This is a genomic window from Streptomyces niveiscabiei, assembly GCF_033794345.1.
Classification (GTDB): Bacteria; Actinomycetota; Actinomycetes; order Streptomycetales; family Streptomycetaceae; genus Streptomyces; species Streptomyces niveiscabiei.
Genome location: NZ_JARAYJ010000017.1, coordinates 19,757 through 40,438, shown reverse-complemented (window position 1 = coordinate 40,438; position 20,682 = coordinate 19,757). Strand labels below are relative to the sequence as shown.

At 72.0% G+C, this 20,682-nt stretch carries 20 protein-coding genes; 15 read left to right on the top strand and 5 right to left on the bottom strand.

What is annotated here, in order from left to right:
• Positions 1-21: 21 nt before the first annotated feature.
• Positions 22-1,641: an MFS transporter gene (locus PV682_RS23290; RefSeq protein ID WP_319732884.1), complete on the bottom strand. Its 1,620-nt coding sequence runs from the start codon at positions 1,639-1,641 to the stop codon at positions 22-24.
• Positions 1,642-1,707: 66 nt separating this feature from the next.
• Between PV682_RS23290 and PV682_RS23285 the strand changes: the two genes are divergently transcribed.
• From PV682_RS23285 to PV682_RS23275, 3 genes are all read left to right on the top strand, one after another.
• A complete protein-coding gene (locus tag PV682_RS23285; RefSeq protein ID WP_319732882.1) occupies positions 1,708-2,334 on the top strand; it encodes a TetR family transcriptional regulator in 627 nt (208 codons plus the stop codon).
• A 113-nt stretch (positions 2,335-2,447) separates the two neighbouring features.
• Positions 2,448-3,665, top strand: coding sequence for an alpha/beta hydrolase (locus tag PV682_RS23280; RefSeq protein WP_319732880.1), 1,218 nt, complete (start codon positions 2,448-2,450; stop codon positions 3,663-3,665).
• Positions 3,666-3,723: 58 nt separating this feature from the next.
• Positions 3,724-4,575, top strand: a complete 852-nt coding sequence (locus PV682_RS23275; RefSeq protein ID WP_319733115.1) for a DUF4429 domain-containing protein — start codon at positions 3,724-3,726, stop codon at positions 4,573-4,575.
• Positions 4,576-4,582: 7 nt separating this feature from the next.
• On the opposite strand, the gene PV682_RS23270 is transcribed toward PV682_RS23275, so the two are convergent.
• Positions 4,583-5,035 carry a MerR family transcriptional regulator gene (locus PV682_RS23270; protein WP_319732878.1) on the bottom strand — a complete coding sequence of 151 codons (453 nt, stop codon included), beginning with the start codon at positions 5,033-5,035 and terminating at the stop codon, positions 4,583-4,585.
• A 74-nt stretch (positions 5,036-5,109) separates the two neighbouring features.
• Here PV682_RS23270 and PV682_RS23265 point away from each other — a divergent pair, with 74 nt between their 5' ends.
• From PV682_RS23265 to PV682_RS23255, 3 genes are all read left to right on the top strand, one after another.
• Positions 5,110-5,928, top strand: a complete 819-nt coding sequence (locus PV682_RS23265; RefSeq protein WP_319732876.1) for a serine hydrolase domain-containing protein — start codon at positions 5,110-5,112, stop codon at positions 5,926-5,928.
• Between the two features lie 80 nt (positions 5,929-6,008).
• Positions 6,009-6,959, top strand: coding sequence for an AraC-like ligand-binding domain-containing protein (locus PV682_RS23260; RefSeq protein ID WP_319732874.1), 951 nt, complete (start codon positions 6,009-6,011; stop codon positions 6,957-6,959).
• 179 nt (positions 6,960-7,138) lie between these two features.
• Positions 7,139-8,953, top strand: a complete 1,815-nt coding sequence (locus PV682_RS23255) for a serine/threonine-protein kinase (RefSeq protein ID WP_319732872.1) — start codon at positions 7,139-7,141, stop codon at positions 8,951-8,953.
• Here the strand turns inward: PV682_RS23255 and PV682_RS23250 are convergent.
• The gene (locus PV682_RS23250) at positions 8,950-9,615 is read right to left on the bottom strand and encodes a pirin family protein (RefSeq protein WP_319733113.1); all 666 of its coding nucleotides are present in this window, start codon (positions 9,613-9,615) and stop codon (positions 8,950-8,952) included. The two genes, PV682_RS23255 and PV682_RS23250, sit on opposite strands and share 4 nt — an antisense overlap.
• Positions 9,616-9,991: 376 nt before the next feature.
• Here PV682_RS23250 and PV682_RS23245 point away from each other — a divergent pair, with 376 nt between their 5' ends.
• The 5 genes from PV682_RS23245 (at position 9,992) to PV682_RS23225 (ending at position 14,915) form a co-directional block, all read left to right on the top strand.
• Positions 9,992-11,194, top strand: a complete 1,203-nt coding sequence (locus PV682_RS23245) for a PucR family transcriptional regulator (protein ID WP_319732870.1) — start codon at positions 9,992-9,994, stop codon at positions 11,192-11,194.
• Positions 11,195-11,283: 89 nt separating this feature from the next.
• Positions 11,284-12,198: an ACP S-malonyltransferase gene (locus PV682_RS23240; RefSeq protein WP_319732868.1), complete on the top strand. Its 915-nt coding sequence runs from the start codon at positions 11,284-11,286 to the stop codon at positions 12,196-12,198.
• 12 nt (positions 12,199-12,210) lie between these two features.
• Complete coding sequence (locus tag PV682_RS23235; protein WP_319732866.1) at positions 12,211-13,212, top strand: ketoacyl-ACP synthase III; 1,002 nt, start codon at positions 12,211-12,213, stop codon at positions 13,210-13,212.
• 89 nt (positions 13,213-13,301) lie between these two features.
• A complete protein-coding gene (locus tag PV682_RS23230) occupies positions 13,302-13,550 on the top strand; it encodes an acyl carrier protein (protein ID WP_010354715.1) in 249 nt (82 codons plus the stop codon).
• A 93-nt stretch (positions 13,551-13,643) separates the two neighbouring features.
• Positions 13,644-14,915, top strand: a complete 1,272-nt coding sequence (locus PV682_RS23225) for a beta-ketoacyl-[acyl-carrier-protein] synthase family protein (RefSeq protein WP_319732863.1) — start codon at positions 13,644-13,646, stop codon at positions 14,913-14,915.
• 65 nt (positions 14,916-14,980) lie between these two features.
• Here PV682_RS23225 and PV682_RS23220 read toward each other — a convergent pair whose 3' ends face one another.
• Positions 14,981-15,475 carry a DUF3145 domain-containing protein gene (locus PV682_RS23220; RefSeq protein WP_109363598.1) on the bottom strand — a complete coding sequence of 165 codons (495 nt, stop codon included), beginning with the start codon at positions 15,473-15,475 and terminating at the stop codon, positions 14,981-14,983.
• 294 nt (positions 15,476-15,769) lie between these two features.
• Here PV682_RS23220 and PV682_RS23215 point away from each other — a divergent pair, with 294 nt between their 5' ends.
• Positions 15,770-16,672 (top strand): SGNH/GDSL hydrolase family protein, encoded by a 903-nt coding sequence (locus PV682_RS23215; protein ID WP_319732860.1) that lies wholly within the window; start codon positions 15,770-15,772, stop codon positions 16,670-16,672.
• Positions 16,673-16,717: 45 nt separating this feature from the next.
• On the top strand, positions 16,718-17,692 hold the full coding sequence (locus PV682_RS23210; protein ID WP_319732858.1) for an aldose epimerase family protein: 975 nt from the start codon (positions 16,718-16,720) through the stop codon (positions 17,690-17,692).
• A 168-nt stretch (positions 17,693-17,860) separates the two neighbouring features.
• Here the strand turns inward: PV682_RS23210 and PV682_RS23205 are convergent, their stop codons facing one another.
• Positions 17,861-18,298 (bottom strand): RidA family protein, encoded by a 438-nt coding sequence (locus tag PV682_RS23205; RefSeq protein WP_319732856.1) that lies wholly within the window; start codon positions 18,296-18,298, stop codon positions 17,861-17,863.
• Positions 18,299-18,347: 49 nt separating this feature from the next.
• On the opposite strand from PV682_RS23205, the gene PV682_RS23200 reads away from it, so the two are divergent.
• The gene (locus PV682_RS23200) at positions 18,348-19,313 is read left to right on the top strand and encodes a LysR family transcriptional regulator (RefSeq protein ID WP_407705724.1); all 966 of its coding nucleotides are present in this window, start codon (positions 18,348-18,350) and stop codon (positions 19,311-19,313) included.
• Positions 19,314-19,355: 42 nt separating this feature from the next.
• A complete protein-coding gene (locus PV682_RS23195) occupies positions 19,356-20,627 on the top strand; it encodes a pyroglutamyl-peptidase I family protein (protein WP_319732852.1) in 1,272 nt (423 codons plus the stop codon).
• Positions 20,628-20,682 lie beyond the last annotated feature (55 nt).

Here is a 20,682-nt window from a genome sequence, read left to right as displayed (position 1 = left end):
TGACGGAGCGTCAGGTGAATGTCAGATGTGGACCCCACCCCCGGCGGCGTCCGCGTTGGCCCCCCGCTTCGTCAGCAACGCGACCAGCACAGCGAACACAGCCACCCCGGCGGCGACCAGCGACGCGAGGCTCATCCCGGAGATGAACGTGTCGTGGGCGACGTCGGTGATCTTCGCAGCGACCGCGTCAGGTGTGCCGGGAGCCACCGGAGCCGCCCCCACCTGCACCGCCTCGGCCGCCTGGTCCAGCTGGGCCGGGGTCATCTCGGGGAGCCCCGCCTCCTTCCAGTTGCCCGGCAGTGCGCTGTCGACCTTGGACGCCATGACCGCGCCGAGGACGGCCGTACCGAGGCTGCCGCCGATCTGCATGGCGGCCTGCTGGAGGCCGCCGGCGACGCCGGAGAGTTCCATGGGCGCGTTGCCGACGATGACCTCGGTCGCGCCGACCATGACGGGCGCGAGGCCGAGGCCGAGGAGGGCGAACCAGATGGACATGGCGAGGCTGCCGGTGTCGGTGTCGAGGGTGGAGACGCCGTACATGGCGATGGCGGTGCAGGCCATGCCGCCCGCGAGGGGCACGCGGGGGCCGAACTTCGTGATCATCACGCCCGCGAGGGGGGAACCGAAGATCATCATCCCGGTGAGCGGGAGGAGGTGGAGCCCGGCGTCGATGGGGCTGAGGCCGTGGACGTTCTGGAGGTAGAACGTCACGAAGAACAGGCCGCCCATGAACGCGATGGCCATGAGGACCATGAGGACCACGCCGGCGGAGAGCGGTACGGAGCGGAAGAGGCCGAGCGGGATCAGCGGCTCCTCGACCTTGGTCTCCCAGAACGCGAAGACCCCGAACCCGACGGCGGCCAGCGCGAGGAACACCCAGGTCAGCCCGCCGCCCCAGCCCCACTCGGGCGCCTTGATGAGGGCCCAGACCAGGCAGAACATGGCGCCGGAGAGCAGCGCGATGCCGGGGAGGTCGAAGGAGCGGGGCGCGTTCTCGGCGCGGTGGTCGAGGAGGATCGTCACGCCGAGGGCGAGGGCGATGACCCCGACGGGCACGTTGATGAAGAACACCGACTGCCAGCTGACGTGCTCGACGAGCACCCCGCCGAGGATCGGCCCGCCCGCGGTGGACGCCCCGATGACCATGCCCCAGATGCCGATGGCCATGTTCAGCTTCTCGGCGGGGAAGGTGGCCCGCAGCAGCCCGAGCGCGGCCGGCATCAGCAGCGCCCCGAACAGCCCTTGCAGGACACGGAAGACGACGACGGCGGAGACGCTGGAGGAGAGGCCGATCGCGCCGGAGGCGAGGGCGAAACCGGCCACGCCTATCAGGAAGGTCTGGCGATGGCCGAAGCGGTCGCCGAGCTTGCCCGCGGTGATGAGGGACACCGCGAGGGCGAGGAAGTAGCCGTTCGTGATCCACTGGACCTGCGCGAACGTCGCGCCGAGGTCTTTTTGGATGGCGGGGTTGGCGATGGCCACGATGGTGCCGTCGAGGGCGACCATCATGACCCCGACCGCGACGGTGATCAGCGTGAACCAGGGGTGGCCGCGCAGCCCCGCGCCGGGCGGCGAGCCCGCGGGGGCCGAAGGCGCCCCGTCCCCGTGGCCCGCCGCTTCAAGGGTGGTCTGACTAGTCATGCCTTCTACGCTAGTGACAGCCACTGACAATTGACGAACCAATTCACAAGCTGGTGACTGACACGCATGAGAACCCTGCGCGAACGCAAGAAGCAACACACCAGAGACGCCCTGGTCAGAGCCGCGCTCACGCTCTTCACGACCCAGGGCTTCGAACGCACGACCGTCGACGAGATCGTGGCCGCCGTCGAGGTCTCGCAGCGCACCTTCTTCCGCTACTTCGCGAGCAAGGAGGACGTCGCCCTGTTCGTCCCGAGCCTCGCCGAGGACCACTTCGTGGAGTGCCTGCTGGAGCGCCCGGCGCGCGAGCACCCCTTCGAGGCGATGCGCGAGGCCCTCAAGGAGAGCCTCGACACGATGGACGAGGCGATCGAGCGCGTCGTACCGATGGAGCTGTACACGCACGGCTACCGCACGATCGAGGAGACGCCCGCCCTGCTCGCCTCGCATCTGCGGCGTTCGGCGGAGCTGGAGGAGCACATCGCGGGGATCATCGCGCGGCGCGAGGGGACGGACCTCGCCACCGATCCCCGGCCGCGTCTGGTCGTCGCGCTGTTCAGCGGCGTGATCCGGGTCGCGGAGCGCGGCTGGGCCGGGGAGGCGGGCGGGGACCTGGCGGCGATGCGGGAGCGGACCGCGCTGTACCTCGATCAGGTGGGACCCGAGCTGATCGGCGCCTGGCGAAAGGGCTGACGGCGGGCCCGAGTTGGCTGTCCGAACCGTTTCCCACACAGCCAGTCACCAAAACGTGATCCCTGTCACTCAGGACCCCCGAGACCCTTTCGTTCTCCTAGTGTGTCCCCTCAGTGACTTCCTTCGACCCCTCTCCCCAGATCGGCGTCTGGCGCGCACTGCTCGCGCTGGCCGTGGTCTTCGTGATGCTGTCGACGACCGGCTGGACCGCTCTGCGCCCCCAGCGTTCCGACAGCGCCCTCGAAGCCTCCGTCGCCGCCTGGCGGCACGGCTTCCTCGACGGCCGCAGCCTCCCGGACCCCGACCAGGCGCCCACGCGACTGGCCCGCTTCTTCGCCGCGCTCACCGCTCCCGAGCAGGGCGCCCTCGCGCACACCTACCCGCTGGCCGTCGGCAACATGAACGGCGCCCCGGTCGAGCTGCGCTATCGCGCCAACCGCATCGCGCTCGGCCAGGCCGCCGCCGTCGAGCGCACCCGTATGCGCGACCCCCGGCTCACCTCCGACGGCCAGCGCGAGGCGGGCCGCCGTATGCACCGCTTCGAGGCGATGGCCGGCGGCGGGCGGCAGATCCTCGCCTTCGACCCCGAGGGCGGTGGCCGGGCCGCCGAGGTGTTCGGCGACCTGACGAGCGCCGCGCGGGTCTCCGTCGTCGTCCCCGGCGTGGACACCGACCTGCTGACCTTCGAGCGGACGGTCAGCAAGTACCGGGCCCCCGTCGGCATGGCGCAGGCCCTGTACGCGGCGGAGCGCGCCGCCAGTCCCCGTACCGCCACGGCCGTCATCGCGTGGGCCGACTACACCGCCCCCGCCGGGCTCGGCATCGAGTCGGCGACCGCGCGGCGCGCCGAGGACGGCGCCGTACGCCTGAACGCGCTGGTGCGCGCGCTGCCCGGGAAGGCGCCGGTCTCGCTGTTCTGCCACAGCTACGGCTCCGTCGTCTGCGGCGTCGCGGCGCACGCGCTGCCCGCTCGGGTCGCCGACATAGCCGTCGCCGGGAGCCCGGGGATGCGCGTCGAGAAGGCGTCCCACCTGCACACCTCCGCGCGCGTGTGGGCGATGCGGGACGCCGACGACTGGATCCAGGACGTGCCGTACCTGGAGCTCGGCGGGCTCGGGCACGGCGAGGACCCCGTCTCGGCGGGGTTCGGGGCGCGGCGGCTGGCCGCGAAGAAGGCGCGCGGGCACGCCGGGTACTTCGAGCCCGGCACGGACTCGCTGCGCAACTTCGCCGAGATCGGGACTGGCGCGTACCGATCGGTGGTGTGCGCCGACGATGACACGGCCTGCCGGGCGGGTTTGTCCGCCACTACCACGGCCGGACGCGCGTAGAAACAGCAGGAACTGCGGTGTGCGCAGGGAGGGGACGAAGATGCGGGTCCCGCATACGATGAGCCGCATGGGTGATGTACTGGCCGGTTCGCATGCCGCCTGGGAGTTCGAGTCCGACTCCGTGCTCATCCGCTACGAACGGGGGATGCGGGCGCCGAAGCTGTTCTCGGCGCTCGGCGAACGGCGTATCCCGCTCGCGGCGGTCGAGGGCGTGTCCCTGTCCCCGGGCAGGCGCGGGACCGTCGTCCTCGGGCTCGACCTGCGCGAAGGCGCCGATCCGCTGCTCGCGGCGGCCGAGGACCAGCTCAAGGAGGGCTCCCACCCCTACCGGCTCGTCCTGCCCGCCGAGCGGGACGCCCTCGCGGAGTACTACGCCGAGGAGGTACGGGGGCTGCTGACGCACTCGGGTCCGGCGGAACGGTTCCTCGTGGACGCGCCCGAGGTGCCGCTCTCCTTCAAGGCGTACGACGCCAAGGCGTCCTTCGACGGCCGTACCATCCGCTTCCGCTGGTTCTGGACCGGCGCGTCCTCCGCGAAGTGGAAGGCCGGCGACCAGTCCTTCGCGATCTCCGACCTCACCGGCGTCGAGTGGCGCTCGCCCGAGGTCTTCGAGGGGCATCTGCGGCTGCTGCGGGGCGAGCCGTCGGCCGTGCAGCCCGACCAGGACCCGGCGGCGGTCGTCTTCGGGCTCGGGTACGGGCCGGTCCACGAGTCGCTGCCGTTCGCCGCGGCCGTCCTGGCGGCCGTACGGGGCCAGAAGGGGCCGGCGTCCGTGATGGCGGCGCCGGCCAGGCGGGACCCGGCGGACGTCGCCGAACGCATCCGGCACCTGGGGGAGTTGCATCGGGCGGGGCTGGTGACGGACGAGGAGTTCTCGGTGAAGAAGGCGGAACTGCTGGCGGAGCTGTGAGCGCCTCTCACGCCGAGTAGTACTGGATCTTCTTGTTCAGTACCGCCAGCGTGCCGTTCAGTTCCGCGATCCTCGCCTGGACGTCCCGGCGCGTCGACTCCAGCAGTTCGCGCCGCTCCCCGAACGTGCTCTCGCCCTCCCGCGCCAGCTCCGCGTACCGCACCATGTCCGCGACCGGCATCCCCGTCAGGCGCAGCTTGCCCACGAAGTCCAGCCAGTCCAGGTCGCGGTTGCAGTAGCGGCGCTGGCCGGTGTGCGAGCGGTCGACGTGGTCGAGGAGGCCGATCCGCTCGTACCAGCGCAGCGTGTGCGCGGTGAGGCCGCTGAGCGCGACGACCTCGCTGATCGTGTAGCTGTCCTGGCCGTCGGGGCGGGGGTGGGGCGGCGGGGGCGCTGAGCAGACGTCGGCGGGGGTTTGCGGGGTTTCGAGGGTCAGGGGCGAGGTCTGCATCACCGTCATACCCCCAAGCTATGACCTTGGAGTGGGCTCGAAGCAAGCGTAGAAGGCAAGAATGGCGAAGGTAGGCTCGCGGCATGTCCCTGAGCAGCCTCGCCCGGATCGAGAACTGGCCGGTCCCCACCGCTGCGGCGGCCGTGGTGCGCGCCGACGGCACGGTCCTCGGTACGCACGGCCCGACCGCCCACCGCTTCCCCCTCGCCTCGGTCACGAAACCGCTCACGGCGTACGCGGCGCTGGTCGCGTACGAGGAGGGCGCGATCGACCTCGACGAACCCGCGGGTCCCCCCGGCGCCACCGTCCGCCACCTCCTCGCCCACACCTCCGGCCTCGCCTTCGACGAACACCGGGTCATGGCCCCGCCCGGCGACCGGCGCCTGTACTCCAACGCCGGTTTCGAGCAACTCGGCGACCACATCGCGAAGTCCACGGACATCCCGTTCCCGGAGTACCTCCGCCAGGCGGTGCTGGAGCCGCTGGGGATGACGGACACGTCCCTGGAGGGCTCCCCCGCGAAGGACGGCACCTCGACGGTCGCGGACCTCGTGCGGTTCGCCGCCGAAGTCCAGTCACCCCGACTCCTGGACCCCCGTACGGTGGTGGAGGCGATGACCGTCCACTACCCCGGCACGAAGGGCGTGTTGCCGGGCTACGGCCACCAGAACCCCAACGACTGGGGCCTCGGCTTCGAGATCCGCGCGGCCAAGTCACCGCACTGGACGGGCAGTTCGTCGTCCCCGAGGACGTTCGGGCACTTCGGCCAGTCCGGTACGTTCCTGTGGATCGACCCCGACGCCGGGCTCGCGTGCGTGGCCCTGACGGACCGCGCCTTCGGGCCGTGGGCGATCGAGGTGTGGCCGGCGTTCACGGACGGCGTGCTGGCGGAGGTGCGCTGACAGCGCCCGAGCGGCAGACTCGGTACTCGACGCGCAGGGCGGCGGATCCGAGGTGCCGAATGTGGCTGAACATCTCGAACGTGGACCTTCCCGCACACGAACAGCTGCCTTTCTGGGGCGAGTTGGTCTCCCGTGAACTGGCGCCGCTCACCCTCACCAGCCTGACCTCGGCGGGCTTCCCCGCATCGGCGTCGATGCTGGACCTCGACGCCGTCCGGATCGGCACGTTCACCAGCCCGCCCGCGTACCTCGAACGCACCTGGGCGGACGTCCGGCGGGCCGACCCGGACACGTACCAGCTGACGTTCGTCTCCGGCGCCCCGCTGTGGGTCAGCCAGCGGCGCCAGGACTCCGGGCTGGTCTGCGGGGACCTGGTGCTCTTCGACCTCTCGCACCCGTTCGAGGGCGCGGTACCCGACCAGGGCCGCCACACCAAGGTCGTCATCGCGCAACTGCCGCGCTCCGCGCTGCCGTTACCCCCGGACAAGGTCCACCGGCTCCTCGCCCGGCCGATGTCGGCGCACACCGGCATGGGCGCGATCCTCGCCCGCTTCCTGACCTCCTTGGACACCTACGGCCCCGACTGCGACCCCCACGGTCTCAGCCGCCTCGGCACCACGGCCCTCGACCTGGCCGCCGCCTGCCTCGCCCAGCACCTCGGGGCCTACGACGCCCTCCCGGCCGACACCCGCGAACAGGCCATGCTGGCCCGCGTCAACGCCTTCATCGACCACAACCTCGGCGACCCCGACCTCGACCCGGCCGCCATCGCGGCCCACCACCACATCTCCGTCCGCACCCTCCACACCCTCTTCCGGCACCAGGGGGAGACCGTGTCCGCGTCCATCCGCCGACGCCGGCTGGAACGCTGCCACGCCGACCTCACCCACCCCGGACACCGCCGGCGCCCCATCGCCGCCGTTGCCGCCCGCTGGGGCTTCCTGCGCCCCGCCGACTTCAGCCGGGCGTTCCGCGCGGCGTACGGGCTGACTCCGCGAGAACTGCGCCGCTCCGCACGGAACGACAACTAACCCCGCACGCATCCCCAACTCCCGCCCCGCAGAGGGCGCGACGATGGAAGAGCACCGGGGGGAGCCCGGTAGCGCCGGCGCTACACGGAACGAACGCACCAGGAAACTCCTGGCAGTCGTCAAGCTCTCCAGGCCCTCGGTTACCCTCGTCCCCCACAGTGCGTGATCACGGGGGAACGATGGACGGGGCTTTCGGGGCGTTGGAGGCCGGGGATCCGGTGATGGTGGGGCCGTACCGGCTCACGGCGAAGCTCGGGGCCGGGGGGATGGGGGCGGTGTACCTGTCCCATACGCCCGGGGGGCATTCCGTCGCGATCAAGACCGTGCGGCCCGAGCTCGCCGAGAACGCGGAGTTCCGGCGGCGGTTCCGGCAGGAGGTGGCGGCGGCCCGGCGGGTGCAGGGGTTCTACACCGCGCCGGTTCTCGATCACGACGTGGACGGTGCGCGGCCCTGGCTGGCCACGGCGTACGTCGCGGGGCCCTCGCTGGCCGAGGCGGTCGGGAAACACGGGCCCCTTCCGGTGGCCTCCGTTCTGCTGCTGCTCGCCGGGGTGGCGGAGGCGTTGTCCGCGATCCATGGCGCGGAGGTCGTCCACCGGGACCTCAAGCCGTCGAACGTGCTGCTCGCGGCGGACGGGCCGCGCGTCATCGACTTCGGGATCGCCCGGGCGTCGGACGCGACGTCCCTGACGGGTACGGGGGTCTCCCCCGGGACCCCGGCGTTCATGTCGCCGGAACAGGCGGCCGGGAAGCGGGTGACACCGGCGTCGGACATCTTCTCGCTGGGCCAGATCGGGGTGTTCGCGGCGACGGGGAGGGGGGCGTACGGGGACGGCTCGGCGCACGCGTTGCTGTACCGGATCGTGCACGAGACGCCCGACCTGACCGGGCTGCCCGCCGAACTCGCCTTCATCGCACGCTGCTTGACGAAGGACCCGGCCCAGCGGCCCACACCGGCCGAGGTGATCGCCCTGTGCCAGAAGGCGTCGGCGACGCCGCTGAGGCAGTCGGGGGACTGGCTGCCGGCGGCGATCGGGGCGGACATTCCGCACAGGACACCGGGGAACGCGGGGGCTGTTGGGGCGCAGGGGGGCGTAACGCCCGGCGAGACACCAGGGGGTGCGGGCACCGCCGGGGCGCAAGGGACCACAACGCCCACCGAGACATCAGGGGTTGCGAGGGCCTTCGAGGCGGCGGGGCCTATCGGGGCGCCGGGAGTTGCGGGGCCCACCGGGGCGCCGGGGATGCCAACGCCCCTTGAGACGCCGGGGGTTGCGGGGGCTGTCGGGGCGCCGACGCCCCGGCCGGTGCCCCCGCCGCCGGTCCACCCCGCCTACAACCCGCCCCAACACCCGTACACCCCGACGCAGTTCGCACCGAGCACGGGCCCGTACCCGGTGCCGACGGCAGCCCCCGCACCGGCCCGGCCCGCCCCCCGCCCCCGCCGCGCCAAGACCTTCCTGGTCCTCGCCGCAGTCCTCGTCCCCCTGGGCATCTGGGGCTCGAACCTCATGGCCGATGCCGGTGACGACTCGGCCGGCAACACCCCGGACCCGAAGGTCTCGGCCGGCCCCACCGCGTCCGCCGCGCCGCCGGCTCCCCGGACCTACCGGAACATCGACATCCCCCTCGACCACTTCATCCGCTTCACCGACACCCCGCCGAAGCCGATGAACAACGGCGGCTCCACCCGCAACACCGAGGAGTCGGACTTCTACTTCTTCCAGGGCAACGACGACGAACTCATCGGCAGCGTGGGCCGCAAGGTCGTCGTCCTGGACGCGAAACAGCAGGGCACGCTCCAGACCTGCCGCACGGAGACCCGCTTCACCCGCGAACTCCCGCTCCCCCAAGTCCCCACGGGCACACGGCTGTGCGTGCACTCCTCGGCCGGGCACATCGCGCTGATCACGTACCGGGGAAGCTCACCGGCGTCGGACCCGAGCAGGTACGTCACGGTCGACGTGACGGTGTGGAAGAACGCGGAGGGCTAGCGCCGCCCGTCCATCTCCCACATCAGCACCTCGGCACCACCGCCGAGCGCGACGAGTTCCAACTCCCCCTCGCCGGAGAGCCGCAGGGCGTCCCCGGCGGCCAACTCCACCGCCCCGACCCGGACTTCACCGCGTACGACGTGGACGTACCCGAGTCCGGCGTCCGGTACGGCGATCCGCTCGCCGGCGGTGGACAGGCGGCGTACGTGCAGCATCGCCCCCGCGCCGGGAACCGCGTACGGGGTCGAGTCGGCGATGCCCCGGACGATCTCGTACGCGGGTTCGCCGCCGGGGTCGAGGGGGGCCAGCCACATCTGGAGGAAGGTCAGCGGCACGTCCCCTGCGTTGCGTTCGACGTGGCGGACGCCGGCCCCCGAGGAGAGGCGCTGGACGTCGCCGGGCCGGACGACCGTCTCGTGGCCGGCGGAGTCGCGGTGGGTGAGTTCGCCGGAGACGACCCAGGTGACGATCTCGGTGTGGGAGTGGGGGTGCTCGTCGAAGCCGGCGCCGGGGGCGAGGCGTTCCTCGTTGCAGGCGATGAGGGCGCCGAAGCGGAGGTTGTCGGGGTCGTAGTGCGGGCCGAAGGAAAAAGAGTGCAAAGTCTCGATGCCCTGCCCGGCATCACCGCCCCGGTAGCGCGCGTCCCCGCGCCGCACGTCCATCACACCCCCAAGGTATCCCGGCCCGGAACCCGCCTCACGCCCGCACGACCACCGCCCCCACACCCTCCGACCGCCACCGCCACCGCCCCTCCAGCCGCCACCGCCCCGCCACACGGCCACCGGCACCCACCCCTCCAGCCGCCACCGCCCCGCCGCCCGCACCCCGCCAACCGAGCACCGCCACCACGCCCCCCCCCAGCCGCCACCGCCACCACACCCTCCAGCCGCCACCACCCCCACCGCCCGACCACCGCCACCACCACCGCCCCGCCGCACACCGCCCCGACCTCCACGCCCCGGCCCCGTACCGCCCGCATCCGGACAGACCCCCCGCCCCCCGCCGCACCACCCCGTCCGGATGAGGCACCCTTGGACCGTGCCCGAACCCAGATCCACCCCCCCGCCGCCCGTCGCGCCGGCCCACCCGCATCTCGCCACGTTGAAGCGGCTGGAGAAGTCGTCCGGATCGCTGGCCGCGCAGGCCATCGCGAGGATGGACGAGAGCCTGCCGTGGTACCGGGCGATGCCCCCGGAGAACCGTTCCTGGATCGGCCTGGTCGCGCAGGCGGGTATCGCGGCGTTCACGGAGTGGTTCCGGCAGCCGGACGCCCCGCAGGCCATCTCGACGGACGTCTTCGGGACCGCGCCGAGGGAGCTGACGCGGGCGATCACGCTGCGGCAGACCGTCGAGATGGTCCGCACGACGATCGAGGTCATGGAGTCGGCGATCGACGAGGTGGCCGCGCCGGGCGACGAGGGGGTGCTCAGGGAGGCCCTGCTGGTGTACGCCCGGGAGATCGCGTTCGCGACCGCGCAGGTGTACGCGCAGGCCGCCGAGGCACGGGGTGCCTGGGACGCGCGGCTGGAGTCGCTCGTGGTGAACGCGGTGCTGAGCGGGGAGGCGGACGAGGGGGCGGTGAGCAGGGCCGCCGCGCTGGGCTGGAACTCCCCGGAGCACGTGTGCGTCGTCCTCGGCACCGCCCCGGACGGTGACTCGGAGCTGACCGTGGAGGCGATCCGGCGCGCTTCCCGGCACGCCAAACTCCAGGTGCTGACCGGCGTGTTGGGCACCCGTCTCGTCGTCATCGCGGGCGGCAGCGACAACCCCCTCGCGGTCGCCAAGTCGCTGATCGGCCCGTTCGCGGCGGGCCCGGTGGTCGCGGGCCCCGTCGTACCGGACCTCCAGACGGCGACCCGCTCCGCGCAGGCGGCGGCGGCCGGGCTGAAGGCGTGTCTGGCCTGGCAGGACGCGCCCCGGCCGGTGCTGGCGGACGATTTGCTTCCGGAACGAGCGATCGCGGGCGATCCCACCGCGCGCGGTCAGCTGGTGGAGGAGATCTACAGACCGCTCGAAGAGGCCGGTTCCGCACTCCTGGAGACACTCTCCGTATATCTCGAACAGGCCAGCAGTCTCGAAGGCGCCGCCCGGATGCTCTTCGTCCATCCGAACACCGTGCGCTACCGGCTCCGACGTGTGACTGACGTCACCGGATGGTCACCCTCCGATGTACGCTCGGCCTTTACTCTGCGGATCGCGCTGATCCTGGGGCGCCTGGCCGACGGAGATCCCCAGACCTAGGCTTTTGTCGGGGCTCCACAAAACCCCCTGCTGTTCTTCGTCCCTGTCCCCACGGGCGGCCGTGCCCGTCCCCAAGAGAGAGTGTGAGAGTGCTCGTACTCGTCGCTCCCGGCCAGGGCGCCCAGACGCCCGGCTTCCTGACCCCCTGGCTCGACCTCCCCGGTGTCTCCGACCAGCTTGCCGCCTGGTCCGAGGTCATCGGGCTCGACCTGGTGCACTACGGCACGAACGCCGACGCGGACGAGATCCGTGACACCTCCGTCGCCCAGCCGCTGCTGGTCGCGGCCGGGATCGTCTCCGGCACGGCACTCGGTGCCATCACGCCGGGCGCGGTCGCCGGACACAGTGTCGGCGAGCTGACGGCCGCCGCGTGGGCCGGTGTCCTGCCCCCCGAGGACGCCCTGTCCCTCGTACGCAAGCGCGGGCTGGCGATGGCCGAGGCCGCCGCCGTCACCGAGACCGGTATGGCGGCGCTTCTCGGCGGCGACCCCGAGGTGACGCTCCCGCACCTGGAGAAGCTGGGGCTGACCCCGGCGAACATCAACGGCGCGGGCCAGATCGTGGCCGCCGGTACGGCCGAGCAGCTCGCGGCGCTGGCCGAGGACAAGCCGGAGGGTGTGCGGAAGGTCGTCGCGCTGAAGGTGGCGGGCGCGTTCCACACCCACCACATGGCTCCGGCGGTCTCCGCGCTCAAGGAGGCCGCACAGGCCCTCACCCCGGCCGACCCCTCGGTCGCGTACGTCTCCAACAAGGACGGCAAGGCCGTCGCGACCGGCGCCGAGGTGCTGGAACGTCTCGTCGGCCAGGTCGCGAACCCGGTCCGCTGGGACCTGTGCATGGAGACGTTCAAGGAGCTCGGCGTCACCGCGATCGTCGAGGCCGCCCCCGGCGGCACCCTGGTCGGCCTCGCGAAGCGCGCCCTGCCCGGGGTGAGGACGCTGGCCCTGAAGACCCCCGACGACCTCGACGCGGCCCGCGAGCTGATCGCGGAACACGGCGCCTGAGAGGAGATCCCGATGGCGAAGATCAAGCCCGGCAAGGGTCATCCGTACGCGCGCATCCTCGGTGTGGGCGGCTACCGGCCGACGCGGGTCGTCCCCAACGACGTCATTCTGGAGACGATCGACTCGTCCGACGAGTGGATCCGCTCCCGCTCCGGCATCGAGACGCGGCACTGGGCGAACGACGAGGAGACCGTCGCCGCCATGTCGATCGAGGCGTCCGGCAAGGCCATCGCGGACGCGGGCATCACGGCCGAGCAGATCGGCGCTGTGGTCGTCTCGACCGTCTCCCACTTCAAGCAGACCCCGGCCGTCGCGACGGAGATCGCCGACAAGCTGGGGACGGACAAGGCCGCCGCGTTCGACATCTCGGCGGGCTGCGCGGGCTTCGGCTACGGCCTCACCCTCGCCAAGGGCATGATCGTCGAGGGCAGCGCGGAGTACGTGCTGGTCATCGGCGTGGAGCGGCTCTCGGACCTGACCGACCTGGAGGACCGGGCGACGGCCTTCCTGTTCGGTGACGGCGCCGGGGCGGTCGTCGTCGGCCCCTCGAAGGAGCCGGCGATCGGCCCGACGGTGTGGGGCTCGGAGGGCGACAAGTCCGAGACGATCAAGCAGACGGTGCCGTGGACGGACTACCGCGACGGCGTCGTCGACAAGTTCCCCGCCATCACGCAGGAGGGCCAGGCGGTCTTCCGCTGGGCCGTCTTCGAGATGGCGAAGGTCGCCCAGCAGGCGCTGGACGCGGCCGGCATCACCGCGAGCGACCTCGACGTCTTCATTCCCCACCAGGCCAACGAGCGGATCATCGACTCGATGGTGAAGACGCTGAAGCTGCCGGAGCACGTCACGGTCGCGCGTGACGTACGCACCACCGGCAACACCTCGGCCGCCTCGATCCCGCTCGCGATGGAGCGGCTCCTGGCGACCGGGGAGGCGAAGAGCGGCGACACGGCGCTCGTCATCGGTTTCGGGGCGGGTCTCGTGTACGCGGCGACGGTCGTTACCCTCCCCTAGGCACTCCGTTGCCGGATCACGCAATCCTGCGCCTGGCCACGGTAAGCAGCACAGCCAACCCTCTGGAAAGAAAAAGAAGGAGCGCCACCATGGCCGCCACTCAGGAAGAGATCGTCGAAGGTCTCGCGGAGATCGTGAACGAGATCGCCGGCATCCCGGTTGAGGACGTCCAGCTGGACAAGTCCTTCACCGACGACCTGGACGTCGACTCCCTGTCCATGGTCGAGGTCGTCGTCGCCGCCGAAGAGCGCTTCGACGTCAAGATCCCGGACGAGGACGTCAAGAACCTCAAGACCGTCGGCGACGCGACCGACTACATCCTCAAGAACCAGGGCTGACCCTCCCTGGGCTCTGAGCCTGTGGGGTGATTGCCCCGCCACCCGGCGGTGGCGCCGTTTCATCCTCGAAATTCCGTAGGAGAGAGAATTCCCGTGAGCCCGACCAATCGCACCGTGGTCGTCACCGGTATCGGCGCAACCACACCGCTGGGTGGCGACGCAGCCTCGACCTGGGAAGGTCTGATCGCCGGCCGGTCCGGCGCGAAGGCGCTGACCCAGGAGTGGGCGGCCGAGCAGGCCGTCAGGATCGCGGCCCCGGCCGCGGTGGACCCCTCCGAGGTGCTCCCCCGCCCGCAGGCCCGCAAGCTGGACCGCTCGGCGCAGTTCGCGCTGATCGCGGCGCAGGAGGCGTGGGCCGACGCCGGCTTCACCGCCCGCGCCGGCGAGGACCCGTCCATCAACCCCGACCGGCTCGGCGCGGTCATCGCCTCCGGCATCGGCGGCGTGACGACGCTGCTCGACCAGCACGACGTGCTGAGGGAGAAGGGCGTACGCCGCGTCTCCCCGCACACCGTCCCCATGCTCATGCCGAACGGCCCCTCGGCCAATGTCGGCCTGTACGTCGGCGCCCGCGCCGGCGTCCACACGCCGGTCTCCGCCTGCGCCTCGGGCGCGGAGGCGATCGGCTACGCGATCGAGATGATCCGCACCGGCCGTGCGGACGTCGTCGTCGCCGGCGGCACGGAGGCGGCCATCCACCCGCTGCCGATCGCCGCGTTCGGCAACATGATGGCGATGTCCAAGAACAACGACGACCCGCAGGGCGCGTCCCGTCCGTACGACAAGGCGCGCGACGGCTTCGTCCTCGGCGAGGGCGCGGGCGTGATCGTCCTGGAGTCCGCCGAGCACGCGGCGGCGCGCGGCGCGCGTGTGTACGCCGAGGCCGTCGGGCAGGGCATCTCCGCCGACGCGCACGACATCGTGCAGCCGGAGCCGGAGGGGCGTGGCATCGCCGCCGCGCTGAACCACCTGATGTCCTCCACCGACCTGGACCCGGCCGAGATCGTTCACGTGAACGCGCACGCCACCTCCACGCCGGCCGGTGACATCGCCGAACTCAAGGCGCTGCGCAAGGTGTTCGGGGACCACGCGGACCACTTCGCGGTGTCCGCGACCAAGTCGATGACCGGTCACCTGCTGGGCGGCGCCGGTGGTGTGGAGTCGGTCGCGACCGTCCTCGCGCTGTACAACCGGCTCGCGCCGCCGACCATCAACGTCGAGAACCTCGACCCGGAGGCGGAGGCCAACGCGGACGTGGTGCTGGGTGAGGCGCGCAAGCTGCCGGTGGAGGGCCGTATCGCCGCGCTGAACGACTCGTTCGGGTTCGGCGGGCACAACGTGGTCCTGGCGTTCCGGACGGTCTGAGAAGGCTCTGTACGACGCTGAAGGGGACCGGCCTCACTGAGGCCGGTCCCCTTCTCGGTCTTGGCTCAGACGACCTGGTGCAGCCACCGCACGGGCGCGCCCTCACCGGCGTACCGGAACGGCTCCAGTTCGTCGTCCCACGGCTTGCCGAGCAGCTTCGTGATCTCCGTCTCGATGTCGGTCTCGCCGCGCTGGGATCTCAGGAGGGCGGCCCGCAGCCGGTCCTCGGGGATCAGGATGTCGCCGTGGATGCCGGTGACGGCGTGGAAGATGCCGAGGTCGGGTGTGCAGCTGTAGCGCTCGCCCTCGGCGCTCGCGCAGGGTTCGGCCGTGACCTCGAAGCGCAGCATCTGCCAGCCCCGCAGCGCGGACGCGAGTTTGGACGCCGTACCGGCCTGGCCCTTGAAGGAGAACTCGGAACGCCAGGTTCCGGGCGCGGCGGGCTGGCGGATCCAGTCGAGGTTGACGCGCGTGCCGAGCACCCCGGCGATGGCCCACTCGACGTGCGGGCACAGCGCGCGCGGCGCGGAGTGCACGTACAGAACTCCACGTGTCGTCACCGGGACCTCCGGACAGAGCGGGACATCTTGCAGGGCTGGTTGAGCGGCAGCGTCGGGGCAGCCACGTTGATGGCGAGGCTACCGTGCGACGGGGTGAGGAGTGTGACGTACCGTCGGTCCAGGTGCCCCGAAAGGCCCGCCATTCACTCGGCAGGACGCCTGCGCGGGTGGGGAACGTTCCGTGGATCACGTCGGAAGTCGGCGAGGAGATGTCCTGGAGCGGGTTCGGGAACTCGGCTGCGTTGTACTAGGTGCGGGGGTCAGGGACCGGACGGCCGAAGGGACCAGTCGAGCATGGTGACGACGCGAGGGCGGGGCGTGTTCGCCGGGGTGATGGCGGGGGTGTCGCTGGCGGTGGCGGGGTGCACGGGCGGGGTCGTGGGCGGGGACTCAGGGGGCGCGGCGGGCTCCGCGGCTCCTTCGGGGACGCGCGCGGGGGCGAAGCCTCCCCCGGCGTGGAACACGCGTCCGGCGTCGCTGGCGGCCGTCGGGGACTCCATCACGCGCGGGTTCGACGCGTGCGGGATCCTCCAGGACTGCCCGGAGGTGTCGTGGGCGACGGGCGACAGCGCGGACGTCGACTCGCTCGCCGTGCGGCTGCTGGGGCCCAAGGCGGCGACGCACAGCTGGAACTACGCCAAGACGGGCGCCCTGATGGCCGATCTGCCGGGCCAGATGGCGCAGGCGGGGACGCGCAAGCCGGCGCTGGTGACGGTCATGGCGGGGGCGAACGACGCGTGTCGCGACACGGTCGCGGCGATGACGCCGGTCTCGGCGTTCCGTACGTCGTTCGAGCAGTCGATGGCCGCGCTGCGGTCGGTGTCGCCCACGTCGCAGGTGTACGTGGCGAGCGTGCCCGATCTCAAGCGGCTGTGGTCCGAGGGGCTGACCAAGCCGCTCGGCAAGGTCGTCTGGAAGCTGGGGATCTGCCCGTCGATGCTGGCAGACGCGACGGCGGTGGACCAGGCGGCGGTCACGCGGCGGGACTCCGTGCAGGAGCGGGTGCGGGAGTACAACTCCGTGCTGAAGGAGGTGTGCGCGAAGGACCAGCGGTGCCGGTTCGACGGCGGGGCGGTGTACGACTACCGGTTCGGGACGAAGCAGTTGAGCCGGTGGGACTGGTTCCATCCGAGCAAGGACGGGCAGGCGCGGCTCGCGGAGATCGCGTACGCCAAGGTGACGGCGCCTCAGGCGTGAAAGGGACGTGTCCCGGCGGGGGAGGCGTGACTTAGGGTTTCGCTCATGAGCGAACACTTCGGAACACTTTCCGACGGCACCCCGGTGCACCGCTGGACCCTGGAGCGGGCCGGGACCCGGGTGCGGATCCTGTCGTACGGCGGGATCGTGCAGTCCGTCGAGGTCCCCGACCGGGACGGGCGCGCGGGCGATGTGGTGCTGGGGTTCGCCGATCTCGCGGGCTACCTCGACCATCCCGAGCCGTTCCTCGGCGCGTTGATCGGGCGGTACGCGAACCGGATCGCGGGGGCGCGGTTCACGCTGGACGGGCGGGAGTACCGGCTGGCCGCCAACAACGCGCCGAACTCGCTGCACGGGGGTCCGGCCGGCTTCGACAAGGTCGTGTGGGCCGCCGAGGAGGCCGGTCCCTACGGCGTACGCCTCAGCCGTGTCTCCCCCGACGGCGAGGAGGGCTTCCCGGGGCGGCTGGACGTCTCGGTGACGTACGCGCTCGACGCGGCAGGCGCGCTGCGGATCTCGTACGAGGCGACGACCGACGCGCCGACCGTCGTGAACCTCACGAACCACAGCTACTTCAACCTCGCCGCGTCCGGCGTGGCGACCGACCACGAACTCCGGGTGGACGCCTCGCGGTACACGCCGGTCGACGCGACGCTGATCCCGGCGGGCGAGCCGGCCGGGGTCTCCGGCACGCGCTTCGACTTCCGTACGTCCCGCAAGGCGGGCGGCGGGTACGACCACAACTTCGTGCTGGACAAGGGGGTGACGGCACAGGCGGAGGAGATCGCCGAGCTGCACGACCCGGCGTCGGGCCGGACCCTCACGGTCTCGACCACGGAACCCGGCATCCAGGTCTACACGGCCGACCACCTCTCGGCGCCGTTCGCGCCCTGCGCGGGGATCGCCCTGGAGACCCAGCACTTCCCGGACTCGCCGAACCGCCCGGACTTCCCGGGGACGGTGCTGCGGCCGGGCGAGGTGTACCGTTCGGAGACGGTGTACGGGTTCTCGGCACGCTGATCGCCGGGCGGGCTGTTCGCGGGGTTTCGTGCGGGGGAACCCCGGTCCAGGGGTCAGGGTCCCGGACCGGGGCAGCTCCCGAGGGGAACCCCGCGTCGCACGCTATCCGCTGCGCGGCGATTCCACCGTCCTCGGACGATCTACCCCCTTGGATTCCGAACGAACCCTTCACAAGTTCCGGACGGTGGGGCCTTTTTGTGTGGCTTGTGTCGCCGGCCCGGTTGCCGGTCCGGTCGCCGCGACGACCTCGATCTCGATCAGCGCCTCCGGCCGGAACAGCCTCGGGACCTCGAACGTCATGCTGGTCGGCGGGGTGCCGGTGAGGAACTCCCCCCGTACGGCGGCGTATTCGGCGAGCCGCGAGATGTCCGTCAGGTAGGTGCGGATGTTGATGACGTCGGCCAGGGTCGCCCCGTGCGCCGCCAGCAGCGCGGCGATCGTCTCGAAGACCCCCCGGGACTGCTCGGCGAGACCGGCGCCTTCGGCGATCTGGCCCGAGAGGTACAACAGGGCGCTGCCGTCGGGGTGTTCGACGCGGGCGACCTGGGAGTAGTACGGCGAGAGGGGCTGCGGGGCGGTGGCGGGGTTGTCGAGGGTGATGCGCATGGGGCGACGGTAGGTTCGCGTCGCGTGATGCGACAAGCGAATGTCTAGCATGGCCGGTATGCGGAACGAGCATGGATCGGGTGCGCCGGCGTCGGGCGAGTTGTCCACGGTCTGGCTGCGGGTCTTCCTGGAGGTGGCCCGGCAGGGGTCGTTCACGGCTGCCGCCCGCGACCTCGGGTGGACGCAGTCCGCCGTGTCCCGGCAAGTCGCCTCGCTGGAGGGGGCGTTGGGGTCGGGCCCGCTGTTCGAGCGGCTGCCTCGCGGGGTGCGGCTGACCGAGGCGGGCCGGGTGCTCGTGCCGTACGCGCAGACCGTGGCGGACGTACTCGTGGGTGTGCGGCGGGAGTTGGGGGCGCTGCGCGCGGGGACGGCGGGGCGGCTGCGGTTCGGGGCGTTCGCGTCGGCCGATGTCGCCCTGGTGCCACGGGCGTTGGCCCGGTTCCGGGCGGAGCGGCCGGGGGTGGCGGTGAGCCGGGAGGAGGGGTTCACCGCGGGGCTGCTGGAGCGGCTGGCGGCGGGGCACCTGGACGTGGCGGTGGTGTCCACGACGGGCGGGGCCTCCTTCGCGCCCTACGAACTCCGGCACCTCCTCGACGAGTTCCTGTACGTCGCCCTCCCCGCCGGCCACCCGCTCGCCGGGGCGCCGGACGTACGGCTCGCCCGACTCGCCGACGCCGACTGGATCTCGGGCGGCCCGCACCCCGAAGGGACCTTGCTGGACGCCGCGTCGAGGCAGGGGTTCCGTCCCCGGGTCGCCCATGTCGTCGGGGAGTGGACGGCCAAGCTGGGGTACGTCGCCGCCGGGCTCGGGGTCGCGCTGGTGCCCGCGCTGGCCGCCGGGGCGGTGCGGCGGGACGTCGCGCTCGTGCGGGTCGTCGACGAAGGGGGTCCGGCGCGGGCCGTGTACGCGGCGACCGTGCGGGGGCGGGCCGTACCGGCTGCCGGGGAGGCGTTCGTGGAGGTTCTCGCGGAGACGGCTCGCGCCATGGCGTGGACCACTCCCGGCACGGGATGATTCCGGGGTCCCAGCCTTCCCGGAAGGAACGGAAACCCCCACATGCCCTCCCTTCTCCGCGTCCACGTCGGCGCCCTCGGCCTCGCCCTCCTCACGGGCCTCGCCTCCCCCCTCACCGCGAGCGCCGCGCCCCGGCCCGCACCGACCGTCGAGGAGCAGCGCCTCGACCGTGCCGTGCCCCAGGAGATCCTCGCCCGGTCCGGATTCGCCTCCGTGGCACCGGAGTTCGCTCGGGCGCTCGGCGGGGCGCACAGTTACGAGCAGGCCCGTGCCGTCGTCGTGCGGGACGGTTCCGCGCTGTGGCGGCGGGCCGTGGACCGTGCGCAGGGGCGGGGTCCCGCGGCCGGTGATCTGAGCCGGGGCGACGACCGGCCGCTGTACTGGGCGCGGTTGGGGATGACGCGTGAAGTGCGGGGCTGGGAGCCGTCGTTCGGGCTGAGCTCGGCGCGACGGGCGGCGCTGCTGGACGAGGTGGAGCGGACGTCCCGTGGGCAGACGGACATCGCCTACCCCGCCCGCGACAAGGGGATCAAGCGGGTCCTCGTCACCGGGTTCGACCCCTTCACCCTCGACGCGGACATCCGTATCTCCAACCCGTCCGGGGCCACGGCGCTCGCGCTGGACGGCACGGTGATCGAGACCGCTCAGGGTCCCGCCCGCATCGAGACGGCCGTGTTCCCGGTGCGCTGGCGGGACTTCACGGAAGGGACGGTCGAGCGCACGCTCCGCCCCCAGCTCCCCCAGGTCGACCTCTTCACCACCGTCAGCCAGGGCCGCGTGGGCCGGTTCGACATCGAGCGCACCAACGGCGCCTGGCGCGGCGGCTTCGGGGACAACGACAACATCGGGCGCACGGAGACGATCCCGGTCACCGATCCGGCGTCGCAGCCGCAGTGGACGGCCACGACGCTCCCGTACGCGGCGATCGTCGCGGCCCGTACGGGCCCGTTCCCGGTGTACGACAACACGAGCGTCACGGAGATACCGGCGGGCGGTACGGCCCCGGTCGAGCGGCCCGACGGACCGACGCCGGGTTCGACCGCCCGCGAGGGCGGGGGCGGTGACTACCTGTCCAACGAGATCGCGTACCGGGCGACCCTGCTGAGGGACCGCCTCGGCCTGCACGACTCCCTGCCGGGCGGCCATGTGCACACGCCGGTGCTTCAGTTCGGGGCGGGGAACACGACGGAGGTGACGGACCCGGAGTTCGTGGGGAACCGGGAGCGGATCGTGGGCCAGGTGCGGGAGATCGTGCGTACGGCGGTGTCCGCGGGCGGAACTGTTCGCGGCGGTGGGTCAGCTCGGGGCTTTTAGGGGCGCGGGGAACTGCGCGAAGTACCCCGACGGAGCCGCACCCGCCGGCTGCCCC

Excerpts from the sequence above, each read along its gene's own strand:
- PV682_RS23270 (WP_319732878.1), bottom strand. The coding sequence starts at position 5,035 with ATGACGGTGATGCAGACCTCGCCCCTGACCCTCGAAACCCCGCAAACC.
- PV682_RS23250 (WP_319733113.1), bottom strand. The coding sequence starts at position 9,615 with ATGGACGTGCGGCGCGGGGACGCGCGCTACCGGGGCGGTGATGCCGGG.
- PV682_RS23255 (WP_319732872.1), top strand. The coding sequence starts at position 7,139 with ATGGACGGGGCTTTCGGGGCGTTGGAGGCCGGGGATCCGGTGATGGTG.
- PV682_RS23265 (WP_319732876.1), top strand. The coding sequence starts at position 5,110 with ATGTCCCTGAGCAGCCTCGCCCGGATCGAGAACTGGCCGGTCCCCACC.
- PV682_RS23290 (WP_319732884.1), bottom strand. The coding sequence starts at position 1,641 with ATGACTAGTCAGACCACCCTTGAAGCGGCGGGCCACGGGGACGGGGCG.
- PV682_RS23275 (WP_319733115.1), top strand. The coding sequence starts at position 3,724 with ATGAGCCGCATGGGTGATGTACTGGCCGGTTCGCATGCCGCCTGGGAG.
- PV682_RS23200 (WP_407705724.1), top strand. The coding sequence starts at position 18,348 with ATGGCCGGTATGCGGAACGAGCATGGATCGGGTGCGCCGGCGTCGGGC.
- PV682_RS23195 (WP_319732852.1), top strand. The coding sequence starts at position 19,356 with ATGCCCTCCCTTCTCCGCGTCCACGTCGGCGCCCTCGGCCTCGCCCTC.
- PV682_RS23210 (WP_319732858.1), top strand. The coding sequence starts at position 16,718 with ATGAGCGAACACTTCGGAACACTTTCCGACGGCACCCCGGTGCACCGC.
- PV682_RS23215 (WP_319732860.1), top strand. The coding sequence starts at position 15,770 with ATGGTGACGACGCGAGGGCGGGGCGTGTTCGCCGGGGTGATGGCGGGG.
- PV682_RS23230 (WP_010354715.1), top strand. The coding sequence starts at position 13,302 with ATGGCCGCCACTCAGGAAGAGATCGTCGAAGGTCTCGCGGAGATCGTG.
- PV682_RS23205 (WP_319732856.1), bottom strand. The coding sequence starts at position 18,298 with ATGCGCATCACCCTCGACAACCCCGCCACCGCCCCGCAGCCCCTCTCG.
- PV682_RS23235 (WP_319732866.1), top strand. The coding sequence starts at position 12,211 with ATGGCGAAGATCAAGCCCGGCAAGGGTCATCCGTACGCGCGCATCCTC.
- PV682_RS23285 (WP_319732882.1), top strand. The coding sequence starts at position 1,708 with ATGAGAACCCTGCGCGAACGCAAGAAGCAACACACCAGAGACGCCCTG.